Below are 14121 nucleotides of genomic sequence, written 5' to 3'. Positions count from 1 at the left end.
GCTGCCCGGTGCTCCCGGGCAGCCCGGTCTCCCGCACCGGCCGGTCGGTGCTTGCAACTCGTCCTGTTGCCCGGCAGGGGGTCCCGCCCCACGCGGGCCCGTCGATCTGCCAACCTGACCGTCGTGGCCTGCCGAACCGCCTGCCGAACCGCCGGCCGCCTGACGTCCGTGCCATGTGGCACCCGGATACTCTCGGCGCACGCTGTCGAGCTGACCCACCTGTGCCGTCAGCCAAGCTGATCCACCTGTTCGTCAGCCGAGCGTTCGAGGCGCGATCCGTCTGTGCGCTCAGCTCGACAGGGCCCGGCGCCATGGTTGCCCGCCGCTGTCGTTGTCGGGGCGGTGCGGGCGGCTAACGTGGCGCAGATGACGGCGTACGCGGCGGTGGTGCTCTCGGGCGGTGCGGGACGCCGGATGGGCGGGCGGGACAAGCCGGTTTTGCCGGTGGGTGGGGTGCCGATGCGTGAGCGGGTGCTGGCCGCAGTGGCCGATGCGTCGCCTCGAATCCTGGTCGGCCCCGGACCGGCGATCACCGGCGTACGACTGACCCGGGAGGTGCCGCCGGGCGGTGGACCGGTGGCCGCCGTCGCGGCCGGGCTGGCCCTGCTCGACACCGACGTACCCGCCGTCGCCCTGCTCGCCGCCGATCTGCCCCTGCTGACCCGGTCAGCCATCGGTGAGCTGCTGGACCATCTGCACCGCCTCGACGGGGTCTGTTACGTGGACCGGTCGGGGCGGCGGCAGACCCTGTGCGGGGTGTGGCGGCCGGCCGCACTGCGGGCCGCTCTGGATCGCCTCAGCGTTCGGCGCGGCGGTGACGTTGCCGGTGCACCGTTGCGTGAGTTGGTCGCCGGCCTGGCCGTGCGTGACGTGACGTGGCGCGGTGACGGCCCGGAGCCCTGGTTCGACTGCGACACTGAGCGTGACCTACGCCGGGCGGAGGAGTGGACGCGATGACGGTGATGGACGACTGGGTCACGGCCGCCTGCGCGGAACTGGATCTCGACCCGGCTCAGGTGCCGGTGCCAACCGTGCTCGACCTGGCCCGGGATGTTGCCCACCAGGTGCTGCGGCCCGGTGCGCCGGTCACCGCGTACCTGCTGGGGCTGGCCGTCGGGCGGGGCGCGGACCCGGCCGTGGCGGCGGCCCGGCTCTCCGGGTTGGCCGGCACCTGGCCTGTGGAACTGGGTGGCGACCGGCAGCCTCGTTCGAACCCGGCCGGACCGAATGGCGGGACCGACTGACGGCAGTTGTCTGATCACGGTCCGCGCTGATCCGCGCCGGCAGCGGGCTGGGTAGGGTGACCGGAACGGACGGAGGCGATCATGACGGCTGACCACCCCTCGGCACCGCCCGGCACGCCGGTGCACCACGAGTCGATCCTGCTCGACGAGCCGAGCACGGCCGACCTGCGGGCGAAGGTGACCCAGGCGTGGCGGGAGTTCGCCCGGGCCCTGGCGGAGCGGTTGTCCGCGTTGCCGCCGGGCGCGGAGGTGGCGTTGACCCTCGACCCGACCGCCTCCGGCACCGATGACGCCGTCTACTCCGTCTATGTCGAGGTACGTACCGACGGCCGGTTCGCCGCCCGGGCGGTGGGCAACGCCACCCTGCCGTCGGGTTACCGGCTGGATCGCGCGGCGGTCGCCGACATGGTCGCGCTGGGCTGGTCACCGCCGGGTGTGGTGGACGGTTCGGGGGACCAGTTCGGGTTGGATTCCCCCGCCGACGAGGCCCCCCGGTTGGCCGCGCTGCTCTCCCGCACCATGCGCGACGTCTACGGTGCCCCGCATCCCGCCTTCCTCGTCTACGCGATCGAGGACGGCAAGGGCGAGCCGATCCCCGGCGAGGCGCTGGGGACCGCCCGCAGCGAGACCAACCTGGCCCGGGAGATCGGCACCGAGTTGGAGAAGGCGCTGGCCGTCACCGACGAGGCTGGTGCGGACACCGAGGTGCTGGATCTGGCCGAGCGGGTCCGTACGGTCGTCTCGACAATGCTCAAGTCGGACTTGGACCGGCTCCAGGTCGACTCCGACGGCGACATCAACATCCGGGCCGGCTCCGCGATGGTCTTCGTCCGGGTGCGGGACAATCCGCCGCTTGTCGATGTCTTCTCGCCGGTGCTGACCGAGGTCGAGCCGACCGAGCGGCTGTACGTCAAGCTCTCCGAGTTGACCAACCGGATGCCTATCGGGCGCCTCTACTGCGCCGACGACACCGTGTGGGCGTCGATCCCGGTCTTCGGCCGCAACTTCCAGCCGACCCACCTGATGCTGGCCGTGCAGGTGATGACCGGGCTGGCGGACGAGTTGGACGACCGGTTGCACGGCGAGTTCGGCGGCAAGCGGTTCTTCGGTGAGGGAGACAAGCCAGGGCGCGGCGAGCACCGCACCGGCATGTACCTCTGACCGGGTCAGCGCACGTCCAGCAGGGTCTTGCCGATAGTCGAACGGGCCTCGATGGCCGCGTGCGCCTCGGCCGCCAGGGCCAACGGGAACCGCTGGCCGATCACCGCGCGTAGCCGACCGGCTGCTCCTTCCGCGAGCGCCCGCTCGGTGTACGCCCGCAGCTGGGCGGGCGTCGGTGCCGGCCGGACCACTGTCACGCCACGCTCGGCGGCGGACTCCGCGTCGATGCCGGCCCACTCGCCGCTGGACAGCCCGAAGCTGAGCATCCGACCGCCCCGGTCGAGCAGCTCGAACGCGTCCCGCCCGGTCGCGCCCCCGACCCCGTCGAAGACCACGTCGACCGCGCCGACTGCCGACCGTACCCGCCCGACCCAGTCCGGCTGCCGGTAGTCCACGGCGACCTCGGCGCCCATCGAGGGCAACTGAGCCACCTTGCGCGTACCGCCGGCCAGTCCGACCACCCGCGCTCCGGCGCGTGCCGCGAGTTGGACGAGCAGGCTACCCACCCCGCCGGCGGCGGCCTCGACCAGCACCCGGTCGCCGGGCCGCAGTTCGGCCGCCTCGGCCAGCATCAACGCCGTACGCCCGTCGGCGAGCAGGGCCACCGCCTGGTCGAGCGGCAACCCGTCCGGCACCGCCACCGGCAGCGTCGCGTCCACGACGACCCGCTCGGCGTACGCACCGGAGCCACCGGTGCTGCTGACCACCCGTCGGCCGACCAGTCCCGGGTCGACGTCCGGACCGACCGCGCTGATCAGTCCGCCGACACCGTTGCCCGGGATCACCGGCAGTGTCGCGCCCGACGGGCCGAAGCCGGTCGCCCGGAACTGGGTCTCCACGAACGTGATGTTTGCCAGCAGCACGTCGATCAGCACCTGCCCCGGCGCGGGTACGGGATCAGGCGCGGTGCCCGGCACCAACTTCTCCGGACCGCCGAACTCGTGGATCCACACCGCCCGCACGTCTCCCCCTCACCGCCGCTTCCCGCCGAGTCGATCACTTGAAGCGTGGTTGAGGTCAAGGCGGGTGGGGCCCGGAAACCCCGAGAAACCGGGCCCCACCCGCGGGGAGGAAGGTTCAGGTGGCGGCGATCCAGGCCAGGCTCCGGGCCGAGGCGGGATCGGTGGCGCGCAGGCCCGCCTCGGAGACCGTCCAGAGCACATCGCCTATCACGAGTGACCGCCGTACCGATGGCCCCCACTGCCGTCGGCTGCTGTCGTTCCCGACCGGGTGGGTCACCTCGCCGATCTCACTTATGGCGTCGCCGCTGACGCGCAACAGCCGGACACCGGCGTCGACCGGCAACGCCACCAGGCCGGTGTCCGGGCGGTACAGGAAGGCGTGCGGGTCGTGCTCGGCCTGGGTCCACCCGCCGGGCAGGTGCCACTGGTCCAGCCGGGCCGGCCGGCCGGGGTCGCGGACGTCGAAGAGGGAGACCTGCACGCCCTCGGTACGTCCCTGACTGTCGGCCTCCTGGCCGACGCCCAGCAGGCGTTGATCGGGCAGCGGGTGCAGGTACGCGGAGTATCCGGTGATCTTCAGCTCGCCGGTGACCGCGGGCGCTGTCGGATCGGCGAGATCGAGGGCGTAGAGCGGGTCGGTCTGCCGGAAGGTGACGACGTAGGCGACAGGCCCGAGGTAGCGCACCGAGTAGATGCGTTCGCCCCGCCCGAGGCCGCCGACCATGCCGACAGGCACCAGCGACCCGTCGTCGCGACGTAGTACCCGAACCGCCGACTCGGAGGCCGTGCCCTCAGACCAGGTGTCGCCTGTGGTGGTGGCCACCCGCAGGTGCCCGGCCCACTCGGAGAGCGCGTACTGGTTGATCAGCCAGCCGGGCACCGAGCCGGCGGCCAGGAAGCGGGGACGACCCGGCGCGGCGGTGTCGAACTGGTAGATGTCGGTGATCTGCTCGGCCGACGACGGCCGCCAGCGGGGCTTGCTGCCGGTGACCGGCACCGGACGCTGCCCGGCCAGGTAGAGGCTGGTCGCCGTGCCGTAGACGGTGTCGGCGTCGGCGGCCACCGATACCGGGTCGCCGTCGCCGAGCCGGTCGGCGGTGAGGTCGAAGCTGAGCACGGTGAGGGTGGACGAGCCGGTCATCCGGTCGGGCCGGCTGAGCCGGTCGCAACCGACCCGCCCGGTGTGCCGTTCCGGTCCGGCGGTCCACTCGTACTCCGGCAGCCACGCCTCGACCCCGGCCCGGGCGATCACCTTGCGGTTCCGTTCGGTCCGCACCTGGTCGTTGCCCTCGGACGCCAGCGGGAACTCCAGCCGGGCCGACGCGCGGACCGCCACCCGGACTGTCTCACCTGTCAACCGGGCGTCGACGGTGCTGCCCTCGATCCGGTACGTGCCGAGCACCAGGGGACGGCCGGCCAGGTCGACAAGCAGCAGGCGGGTCGCGCCGGGGGGCCTGATCGAGCGGAGTGCGTCGGCTGGGCGCGGCGGGTCCTCGCTGAGCACCAGCGCGCGGTCGCCGAGCAGCAGCAGTCGATGCTCCTGCCAGCGCAGCTCCTCCCGGTCACCGGCCAGGTCGAGTCGCCCGGTGACGCGCCGGCTCACCGGATCGACCACCCGCAGCACGCCGCCGGTGACCGTGACGATCCGTCGGCCGTCGGTCTTGACCAGGTCGGGTTCGTCCGCGCCGGCCTCGTGGTTGTTTGTTGTCGAGTGACCGGCGCCGGTGTCCCGGCCGGCGGCGTCACCCGGCGCTCCGGCGAACGTACGGGCCATCGACTCCGCGCCACCGGCTGCCGCCACCCGGTCGCCGAAGAGCACCGCGTCCCCGGCGAAACCGTACGGGCCGACTGATGCTCTGGCCGCTGCGCGCAGCTCCGCCAGAGCGTCGGCACAGGAGTCGAAGGAGACCAGGCCGACCGGCACCATCGGTGCTTCGGTGGTGCCGGGCCCGGCCGGCGGAGACTGTGACACGGCCATGCTGCCGGCGAGTAGCGCGAGCGCGACAAGCGAACCGCCGGTCGTTGCGACCTTGGTGCCCCGTTTCATGGCCGGTTCGACGCGGTGGCTCCGGGTCCGGTTCCACCCCTCGGGGGAATGGTTCCGGGTTCAGCCGGTGGAGGGGCCCACGCCTGGGGACTCGACCAGCCGGGAGAGCACGATGGTGCTGCGGCTGGAGGTCACGAACGTCTCGGCCCGCAGCCGCTCCAGCGCCTCTTCCAGATGCGCGATGTCGGCGGCCCGCAGGTGCACCAACGCGTCGGCCTCGCCGGAGACGGTGTACGCACCGACCACCTCGGGATGGCGGCGCACGGCGGCGCTGATCTGGGCCGGGGTGGTCCGGCCGGCGCAGAACAGCTCCACGAAGGCCTCGGTGGTCCAGCCGACCGAGGCCGGGTCCACGATGGCCGTGAATCCCCGGATCACCCCGGCGGACCGCAGTCGATCGACCCGCCGCTTCACCGCCGGAGCGGAGAGCGACACCCGGGTGCCGATGTCGGCGTACGACGCCCGAGCGTCGGCAACGAGCAGCGCAATGATTCGCTGGTCAACGGCGTCGATCTGCAATGTTCCGCCTCTGGGAAGCAATGTTTGCGGCTGTTACCAAAGTTCTACCGTACCTACCCTTGGTCACCGTGAACCAGCAGCGAGTGCCGCGAAAGCGGACATATCTCATGTGCTCCCCCGAGCACTTCGCGGTCGAGTACGCGATCAACCCGTGGATGGACGTGACCGCCCCGGTCGACGCGGAGCTGGCGGTCAAGCAGTGGGACCGGCTACGGGAGACCCTGGTCGGCCTCGGCCACGAGGTGCATCTGCTGGTGCCCGAGCCCGGCCTGCCCGACATGGTCTACGCGGCCAACGGGGCGTTCATGGTCGACGGCACGGTCTACGGGGCCCGGTTCAAGCACGAGCAGCGGGCCGCGGAGGCGGCCACGCACCGGGCCTTCCACGAGTCGCAGGGCTGGCGGTTCATCGCGCCGAACGAGACGAACGAGGGCGAGGGTGACTTCGCGTACCTGCCCGAGGCGCACGGCGGGCTGGTCCTGGCCGGGTACGGCTTCCGGACGGAGTTGCCGGCGCACGCCGAGGCGCAGGAGGCGCTCGGCCGGCCGGTGGTCTCACTGCGGCTGGTCGACCCCCGCTTCTACCACCTGGACGTGGCGCTCGCCTCGATCGACGACGGCAACGTCGTCTACTACCCCGGCGCCTTCTCCTCCGCCAGCCAGCGGGTGCTCAACCAACTTTTCCCGGACGCGGTGCTGGCGGACGACGAGGACGCCCTCGCCTTCGGGCTGAACCTGGTCAGCGACGGCGCCAACGTGGTGCTCAACAGCGAGGCCACCCGGCTCGCCGGTCGACTCAAGGCGGCCGGCTACACCCCGGTGCCTGTGGAACTGGCCGAGCTGAAGAAGGGCGGTGGCAGCGTGAAGTGCTGCATCGCCGAACTGCGTTACTGAGACCCGCCGAGCGACGGGGCCGCTCCCACCCCGAGGCCGGCCCCTGCCCGGGGCCGGCCTCGCTGCTCGACTCAGCCGAGCGTGGCCAACTCGTTGACAAGCACGTTCGACACCACCTGACCGTCGCGCTGCACCTCGCGCAGGTACCACTTCTGCTGGGGCGTACGCGGCTGGTTGAACTGCCAGGCACCGCGGGGGCTGTCGATCTGCCCGATCCGGCCCAGGGCGAGGTTCACCTGCTGCGCGGTGGGGGCCGAGCCGGCGAGCCTGATCGCCTGGTCGAGCACCTTTGCCGCGTCGTACGAGGCCATCGCGTACGTGGTCGGCGAGGTGTTGTGCTTCTTGCGGTACGCCGAGGCGAACCGGCGGTTGGCCGCGTTGTTGAGGTCGGCGGAGTAGTTCAGCGCGGTGCGGATGCCCAGTGCGTCGGTTGCCGGCCGGATGTCCTCCAGCACGGAACCCTCGGTGAGGAAACCGGGGGCGTAGATCCGGCCCCGGAACCCGGCGTCGCGCAGTTGCATGATGAACTCCACTGCCGCCGCGCCGGAGTAGAAGCAGAAGACGACAGCCGGGTTGCCGACGAGCGCGCGGTTGATGTCCGAGACGTAGGCGGTCCTGCCGGGGCTGCTGCTGCCGGAGGTCCAGACCACCTGGCTGGCGATGCGCGGGTCGGCCTCGCCGAACTCCTCGCGGAAGCCCCGCAGCACATCCTCGACACCGACGACCCCTTCCGGCAGGATCGTCGCGATCTTGTCGGTGGGGGCGAGTTCGTCCTTCAGGTAGCGACCGAGCGCCCGGCCAGCCTCGTCGAGCACATACGACGTACGCCAGATGTAGACGACGCTCTGCAGGCTCGCGGGGGAGGCGTTGGAGCCGATCAACGGAACCCGGGCCTGTTCCACGATGTCCTTGATGCCGAACATGACCGACGAGTTAGCCACCCCGGTCAGGGCGAGCACGCCCTGCTTGAGCAGTCCCTCGACGGCGGCCTGACCGGACTTGACGTTGTCACCCTCGTCGGCCGTGATCAGGTCGACCGGGTGGCCGCCGAGACGCCTCTCGTTGAGGTCGAGGTACAGCTCGAAGCCGTTGCTGAGTTCGTCGCCGATGGCCTTGCTCGCACCCGACTGTGGCGCGATGAGCCCGATCTTGATCGGACTCTCCGTGCCGGTGACCTCCGGCTCGGCGTCGGAGCCGCACGCGGCGACGAGTCCGCCCGTACCGAGCGCGGCCAGCAGCTGGAGTGCCCGCCTGCGGTTCATCTGCGACACCGGGTTCCCTTCGAATGTGTTGCCGGGCGCATCCGCCCCTCCGGCGTTCTACCTGCTCGGCGACGCTGCGTCAATGGCTAATGATCTTCGTGCAGAGACCGCAACGCGCTGGTTACCTCCGGCCATGCCGAGGAGTCCGGCGCGATTAGCCCGAAATGCTCGCATTCTGGCAGCTCAATAAGGCGGATATCGGCACCCGCGGCGCGGGCGAGGGCGACGTAATTTCGAGAGATGTCGATGGGGACCTGCTGATCCAGCGTGCCGTGCATCACTACCGTCCGTGGCCGCAGCGGGACCAGTGACCGTGGATCCGTGGCCGCGTACCGCTCCGGGACGTCGGCCGGTCCACCGCCGAGCAGCGCGGCCACGGCCCCGGCGTCCAGATCCAGCCGGTACGCCTCGGCCAGGTCGGCGACAGGTGCGAGGGCCAGCACCCCGGCGACCGCGCCGGGTGCGTGGGCCGCCGCGTACAGCGCGAGGTGCCCGCCGGCCGAGTGGCCGACAAGCACCGGCGGCGTCGAGGTGACCTGCCCCGGCAGGGCGGCCTCGGCCAACCCGGGCAGCGCGGAGACCCCGGCCAGTACATCGGTCAGGGTGCCCGGCCAGCCACCACCCGGCTGCCCGGTACGCCGGTACTCCAGCTGGGCTACCGGGTACCCGAGCGCGGCCAGCGCGCTCGCCAGCGGCCCGGTGTGCCGCCTGTCGTACTCCGCCCGCCAGAAGCCTCCGTGCACCACGACCACCAGCGGCTGGGGCGGCCCGGAACCGGCCGGACGGCGCAGATCGGCGATCTGGTCCGGGTGTTCGCCGTAGGCGACTGTCGCGTCCGGTTCGGGCGCGGGGCGGGTCAGCACCGCCCGGGGATCGGAGGGCATCCGGCGACGGTAGCGCGGTTCACCGACCTCCGGGGGGTGGGCATCGGCCCGGGGAGTACCGGACCAGCGGGCCGGCGGGCGCTCACCGGTACCGCTGGGTAAAGATGGAGGGCATGACCGAAGCGCGCTCCGCTGGAGAGAACGACGAGCCCGGCCGGGACGGTGCCGGGCACTCCGGAACCGTGGTGGTGGTCGGGCCGGACGGCCGCCCCGTCGGCACCGTGCAGACCGACGACGGGCCTGGTGAGGATCCGTCGCGCCTGGTCGAGCAGCCGGCCAAGGTGATGCGGATCGGCAGCATGATCAAACAGCTGCTGGAAGAGGTCAAGGCGGCTCCCCTGGACGACGCCAGCCGGCACCGGATGCGGGAGATCCACCAGCGGTCGATCGTCGAGCTGAAGGAGGGGCTCGCCCCCGAGCTGCGTGAGGAACTGGAGCGGATCTCGCTGCCGTTCTCCGAGGACCAGGCACCGAGCGAGGGCGAGCTGCGGATCGCGCACGCCCAACTGGTCGGCTGGCTGGAGGGGCTGTTCCACGGCATCCAGGCGGCCCTGGTCGCGCAACAGATGGCGGCCCGGGTGCAGTTGGAGCAGATGCGCTCCGGCCGGCAGGCGCTGCCCAGCGGACCAGCCGGCCCGGTGCTGCCGGGGATGCCCGGCATGGGACAGCCGAGTGGTGAAGGACACAGCACCGGTCAGTACCTCTGATCACCCGGTCCGGGGTGCGGCGCGCTCGTCGCGCCGCCTCCGAACGGGCTCAGTCCGCCCCGAAGACCTTCTCCAGGTACGCGGCGACGCCGTCGGCCGAGTTCGGCGGGGCCACCTCGTCGGCGATCGCCAGCACCTCCGGATGTGCGTTCGCGACCGCCACTGCCCGCCCCGCCCAGGTGAGCATCGGCAGGTCGTTTGGCATGTCGCCGAAGGCGAGCACGTCCGGGGCGGCGACGCCGATGCGGTGGCAGTACCAGGCCAGGCCGGCGGCCTTCGTCACCCCCGCCGCGGAGATCTCCACCAGCCCGGAGTGTGAGGAGTGGGTGGCCTCCGCGAGCCCGGTGAGGGCGGCGGCGACCAGTCGGGTGAACCGGTCCGGGTCCTGCTCACCGGCGCGCGCCAGCAGCTTGACCGCTGGTGCCGACAGCAGCTCCTCGGCGGTCTCCACGGCCCGGATGGCCGCCTCGTCGGCGTCCCAGCGCAACGGGTAGTGCGCCTCGTGGCGCATCTGCCGGCCGTCGACGATCTCCACGGCCAGGCTCACGTCGGGAATCTCGGCCCGCAGGCGTCGGACCACCTCGGCGAGCAGCTCCGGGGCCAGCGGGTCGGCCCGCAGCACCTCGTCATTGGTCGGGTCGTAGACCACCGCGCCGTTCGCGCAGACCGCCGGCAGCGGCTCGGCCAGCTGTTCGTACACGAGCCGGAGCCAGCGGATCGGCCGGCCGGTGACAAGCACCACAGGCGTGCCCTGGGCGGAGATCCGGGCGAGCACGGCGGCGGTCCGAGGGCTCAGGGTGCGGTCGTCGCGCAGCAGCGTCCCGTCGATGTCGCTGGCGACCAGGTGCGGCGTGGAATCCATCACCGGGACAGTAGCCGGTCGAGGTAGACAGCCACCCCGTCGTCGTCGTTGCGCAGAGTCACCTCGTCGGCGACCGCGCGCAGGCTCGGATGGGCGTTTGCCACGGCCACCCGCCCCCAGCCGGCCCACCGGAACATCGGCAGGTCGTTAGGCATGTCACCGAAGACCAGCACGTCGGCCGGGTCTACGCCGAGGGTCTGCGCGATCACGCTGAGCCCGGAGGCCTTGTCCACCCCGGGCGGGCAGATCTCGATGAAGCCCAGACCCGCCTGCGTGAGCGTGGCCAGGTGCGGCGGGACGATCTCCAGGGCGGCGGCCAGCAGCTCGTCCACGTGGTGGTCGGCGGTACGCGCGAACGCCTTGATCACGTCACCGGCGAGGCACTCGGCGCGGCTACGTACCTCGAAAGCGTCCTGGTAGGGCCACTCGGGGTGGTAGTCGCCCCAGAGTGGGGCGTCGTGTTCGTCAGACGCCTCGACCATGACCGTCAGTGGGCCGACCGCAACCTCCAGCTCGGCCAGCAGGACGGCGAGCACCTCACTGGAGAGACGCTCGTCCCGCAGCACCACAGGTCCCTCGGGGTCGCTCTGGTCGACCACCCGGCCGCCACCGGCCAGGACCAGGAAGTCGGCGGCGCGGATGTCGTTGCGGGTCAGCTCGGTCAGCCGGGGACCGCGCCCGGTGGCGCCGACCACCGGGATACCGGCGGCGCGTACCCGGTCGAGAACCTCGTGGGTGAAGGCCGACACGGTGTCGTCGCTGCGGACGAGTGTCCCGTCGAGGTCGGTGGCGATCAGCTTGGGCAGGCCCGGGCGGTTCATCGTTCCTCCTTCGCCCGCCGCCGTCGCGACCAGCCGTTCACCTTGTCGAGCGGTGACCCGGGTGACGGCGGGCAGCAACCGTACCTCGCAGAACCGGTCGCAACCATGGCTTCCAGGCGAATCGGGTGCCAACGGGCGACGCACCGGAGGTGACCGCAGGGCCGGCGGATCAGTCGGGCGGTGCCTCCCGGGCGAAGGGCACCGTCGGCGTGACGGTGATGTCCGCGGGTGGGCGGTCCCCCTCCGGCTCCGCCTCCTCCGACGGTCGTCGGCTGCGCCGTCGCGACCCGTCCGACACCTGTCGTGCCTCGGCCGCTCCGGGCGAGGTCCGGGCGAGCGCGGCGGCGAACAGTCCGACGGCGACGAAGGCGACGATCAGTCCGCGCTCGTACTCGACGACGAAGGTCAACTCCGGGTTGAAGTACATGCTCCGCCGCATCGTGTCGCCGAGGGACACGGCTGTCGTCGCGAGGAGCGCGAGCATGCCGGCGACCAGCGCCAGGCCGGCCACCCGGGCATTCGCCCGGACCGGGTCCGTACCGCGTAGCGCGAGCGCCACCGCGACACCGAGGGCGAGGAGCCCGACCAGGTACGCGGGCCCCAACCCGAGGTTGGCGACTCCGCTCGTCACCTGGAGCGAGGTCTCCGGGTCGGGCCCGCCGTTGGGAATGGTGATCGTCGACCACTCGCCCAGCAACGAGGCCAGGGCCGCCACCGCGCCGAGCCCGGCCAGCAGCACCGGAATCCGATGGTCCCGACCGAGACCACCGAGAGACCGACGGAACCGGCCCGCCGCCGGTGACTCGTCCTCCGTACCCCACTCGATGACGCTGGCGCCGTCGGAGCGGTCGTCCTGACGGGGAATGGGGAGGTCGTGGGTCATCACTCACCCTCTCCTGGTGGCCGGGACGCCGTGCGTCCGCCGCGCCGTGGGGTCCGGTCGCATCATGACACAACCGGCTGGTGACGCCGAGGAACAGCACGGCGCCGGGGCGGTCGGTCGCCTGCCGGCTTCCGGTGGACTAGCGTCAGGTCCATGCCTATCCGTACCGCTTCCGCACTCTGGCAGGGCAACCTGACCGAGGGGTCCGGCACCATCCGCACCGGCAAGGGCGGGCTCCAGGGGAACTACTCCTTCAAGTCGCGCTTCGAGGAGGGTGAGGGCACCAACCCTGAGGAGTTGATCGGTGCCGCGCACGCCGGCTGCTTCTCGATGGCCTTCTCCAAGGCGCTCGCCGACGCCGGCACGACGCCCACCTCCGTCGAGACCACCGCGAAGGTGCACCTCGACAAGACCGACGCCGGGATGACCGTGACCCGGATCGAGCTGGACACCGTCGGTGAGGTGCCCGGCATCGACGAGGCGCAGTTCGCCAAGCTTGCCGAGACCGCCAAGCAGAACTGCCCGATCTCCCGCCTGCTCTCCCCCGGCGCCGAGATCACCCTCACCACCCGCCTCACCTCCTGACCCACCACCTCAACCTCACGCCGATCTTGCACTTTCGGTCTCCGCTATGGGGCTTCTGTCCTGGTTCGCGGCGACCGGAGGTGCAAGATCGCGGGTGGGGTGGGGGAGAATGGGGGTGTGGCGGTGGAGATGGGGCGGGAGCGGTTCGAGGAACTCGTGGGGGAGGCGCTGGACGAGGTTCCGGAGGAGCTGCTGGCGCTGATGAGCAACGTGGTGATCCTGGTTGAGGACGATCCGCCGCCGGGTGAGGATCTGCTCGGGCTCTACGAGGGACACGCGTTGACCGACCGGGGCTGGGACTACGCGGGTGTGCTGCCGGACCGCATCCTCATCTACCGCAACCCCATCCTGCGCATCTGTCACAGCGAGGAGGACGTCGTCGACGAGGTGGCGGTGACGGTGGTGCACGAGATCGCCCACCACTTCGGCATCGACGACGCGCGCCTGCACGAACTGGGCTGGGGCTGAGGGCTCCCGCCGTCATGTCGTCTGCGGGCCGGTTGCGGGCTGGCCCTACCGTCTCGGCCAGGTACGGCGAGTACGGGAGGAACCCATGCGCAGTGAGCTGTTCTCGGCGGAGAATCTGGAGCGTGAGTCGGCGCAGCCCGGCATGCGGTTGCAGAACGCCAAGATGTTGAAGATCGAACTCGCCGGCGAGGCGATGGCCCGGGTCGGTTCGATGGTCGCGTACCAGGGGCAGGTGCAGTTCCAGGCGCTGGGCTCCGGCGGACTGGGCAACTTCCTCAAGCAGAAGCTCACCGGCGAGGGCGTACCGCTGATGAAACTCACCGGACGCGGTGACGTGTTTCTCGCCGACTTCGCCAAGGACGTGCACCTCATCGACCTGGAGCCGGGCGACGCCCTGTCCATAAACGGCTCCAGCGTGCTGGCCTTCGACAGCACCCTGCGCTACGACATCAAGATGGTCGGCGGCGCGGGCATGGCCTCCACCGGCCTCTTCAACTGCGTCTTCACCGGCCACGGCAGGATCGCCGTCACCACCCGGGGCACCCCGGTCGTGCTCAACGTGGATGCGCCCACCTACGTCGACCCGCAGGCTGCCGTCTGCTGGTCGGCGAGCCTCCAGACCGGCTACCACCGGGCCGACCAGATCGGGCTCGGCACGCTGCTGGGCCGGACCACAGGTGAGGCGTACACGATGAGCTTCGCCGGCCACGGCTTCGTCGTCGTACAGCCCTCCGAGGAACCGCCGATCATGGGCAGCGGGCAGCAGGACCAGGGCGGCGTGCTCGGCGGCCTGTTCCGGTAGGTCGCGCGCCGGGGGCCGGCG

General features: G+C 71.5%; 16 protein-coding genes. 8 read left to right on the top strand and 8 right to left on the bottom strand.

Annotation, left to right across the window (positions count from 1 at the left end; translation table 11 throughout):
• Positions 1-366: 366 nt before the first annotated feature.
• From mobA to Van01_RS19400, 3 genes are all read left to right on the top strand, one after another.
• On the top strand, positions 367-957 hold the full coding sequence (mobA, locus tag Van01_RS19410; RefSeq protein WP_204009174.1) for a molybdenum cofactor guanylyltransferase: 591 nt from the start codon (positions 367-369) through the stop codon (positions 955-957).
• Positions 954-1244, top strand: a complete 291-nt coding sequence (locus Van01_RS19405; RefSeq protein WP_204009172.1) for a DUF6457 domain-containing protein — start codon at positions 954-956, stop codon at positions 1242-1244. Before mobA ends, Van01_RS19405 begins: the two co-directional genes overlap by 4 nt.
• An 81-nt stretch (positions 1245-1325) precedes the next feature.
• On the top strand, positions 1326-2405 hold the full coding sequence (locus tag Van01_RS19400) for a T3SS (YopN, CesT) and YbjN peptide-binding chaperone 1 (RefSeq protein WP_204009170.1): 1080 nt from the start codon (positions 1326-1328) through the stop codon (positions 2403-2405).
• A 5-nt stretch (positions 2406-2410) separates the two neighbouring features.
• On the opposite strand, the gene Van01_RS19395 is transcribed toward Van01_RS19400, so the two are convergent.
• The 3 genes from Van01_RS19395 to Van01_RS19385 all read right to left on the bottom strand — a co-directional run bounded on the left by Van01_RS19395 (position 2411) and on the right by Van01_RS19385 (position 5933).
• Positions 2411-3367: a zinc-binding dehydrogenase gene (locus Van01_RS19395; RefSeq protein WP_204009169.1), complete on the bottom strand. Its 957-nt coding sequence runs from the start codon at positions 3365-3367 to the stop codon at positions 2411-2413.
• 115 nt (positions 3368-3482) lie between these two features.
• A complete protein-coding gene (locus Van01_RS19390) occupies positions 3483-5414 on the bottom strand; it encodes a beta-propeller domain-containing protein (protein ID WP_204009167.1) in 1932 nt (643 codons plus the stop codon).
• A 60-nt stretch (positions 5415-5474) separates the two neighbouring features.
• Positions 5475-5933, bottom strand: a complete 459-nt coding sequence (locus tag Van01_RS19385) for an Lrp/AsnC family transcriptional regulator (RefSeq protein ID WP_204009165.1) — start codon at positions 5931-5933, stop codon at positions 5475-5477.
• A gap of 59 nt (positions 5934-5992) precedes the next feature.
• Here Van01_RS19385 and ddaH point away from each other — a divergent pair, with 59 nt between their 5' ends.
• A complete protein-coding gene (gene ddaH / locus Van01_RS19380) occupies positions 5993-6826 on the top strand; it encodes a dimethylargininase (RefSeq protein ID WP_373306271.1) in 834 nt (277 codons plus the stop codon).
• 71 nt (positions 6827-6897) lie between these two features.
• Here ddaH and Van01_RS19375 read toward each other — a convergent pair whose 3' ends face one another.
• Both Van01_RS19375 and Van01_RS19370 read right to left on the bottom strand, forming a co-directional pair.
• Entirely contained in the window at positions 6898-8097 is a 1200-nt protein-coding gene (locus Van01_RS19375) for an ABC transporter substrate-binding protein (RefSeq protein ID WP_204009163.1), read from the bottom strand.
• A gap of 77 nt (positions 8098-8174) precedes the next feature.
• Positions 8175-8972 carry an alpha/beta hydrolase family protein gene (locus tag Van01_RS19370; RefSeq protein ID WP_204009161.1) on the bottom strand — a complete coding sequence of 266 codons (798 nt, stop codon included), beginning with the start codon at positions 8970-8972 and terminating at the stop codon, positions 8175-8177.
• 104 nt (positions 8973-9076) lie between these two features.
• Here Van01_RS19370 and Van01_RS19365 point away from each other — a divergent pair, with 104 nt between their 5' ends.
• The gene (locus tag Van01_RS19365) at positions 9077-9679 is read left to right on the top strand and encodes a bacterial proteasome activator family protein (RefSeq protein ID WP_204009159.1); all 603 of its coding nucleotides are present in this window, start codon (positions 9077-9079) and stop codon (positions 9677-9679) included.
• A 49-nt stretch (positions 9680-9728) separates the two neighbouring features.
• Here Van01_RS19365 and Van01_RS19360 read toward each other — a convergent pair whose 3' ends face one another.
• The 3 genes from Van01_RS19360 to Van01_RS19350 form a co-directional block, all read right to left on the bottom strand.
• Positions 9729-10541, bottom strand: coding sequence for an HAD family hydrolase (locus Van01_RS19360; protein WP_204009156.1), 813 nt, complete (start codon positions 10539-10541; stop codon positions 9729-9731).
• A complete protein-coding gene (locus tag Van01_RS19355) occupies positions 10541-11362 on the bottom strand; it encodes an HAD family hydrolase (protein WP_204009154.1) in 822 nt (273 codons plus the stop codon). The genes Van01_RS19360 and Van01_RS19355 overlap by 1 nt, the downstream gene beginning before the upstream one ends.
• A gap of 169 nt (positions 11363-11531) precedes the next feature.
• Positions 11532-12245, bottom strand: coding sequence for a hypothetical protein (locus Van01_RS19350; protein WP_204009152.1), 714 nt, complete (start codon positions 12243-12245; stop codon positions 11532-11534).
• Positions 12246-12398: 153 nt separating this feature from the next.
• On the opposite strand from Van01_RS19350, the gene Van01_RS19345 reads away from it, so the two are divergent.
• From Van01_RS19345 to Van01_RS19335, 3 genes are all read left to right on the top strand, one after another.
• Positions 12399-12830, top strand: coding sequence for an OsmC family protein (locus Van01_RS19345; protein WP_204009150.1), 432 nt, complete (start codon positions 12399-12401; stop codon positions 12828-12830).
• 123 nt (positions 12831-12953) lie between these two features.
• The gene (locus Van01_RS19340) at positions 12954-13298 is read left to right on the top strand and encodes a metallopeptidase family protein (RefSeq protein WP_199172412.1); all 345 of its coding nucleotides are present in this window, start codon (positions 12954-12956) and stop codon (positions 13296-13298) included.
• 85 nt (positions 13299-13383) lie between these two features.
• A complete protein-coding gene (locus tag Van01_RS19335) occupies positions 13384-14100 on the top strand; it encodes an AIM24 family protein (RefSeq protein WP_204009147.1) in 717 nt (238 codons plus the stop codon).
• The last annotated feature ends 21 nt before the right edge of the window (positions 14101-14121 follow it).

Origin of the sequence: Micromonospora andamanensis (assembly GCF_016863495.1) — a bacterium.
Taxonomy (GTDB): domain Bacteria; phylum Actinomycetota; class Actinomycetes; order Mycobacteriales; family Micromonosporaceae; genus Micromonospora; species Micromonospora andamanensis.
This window is presented reverse-complemented; position numbering and strand designations above follow the sequence as displayed.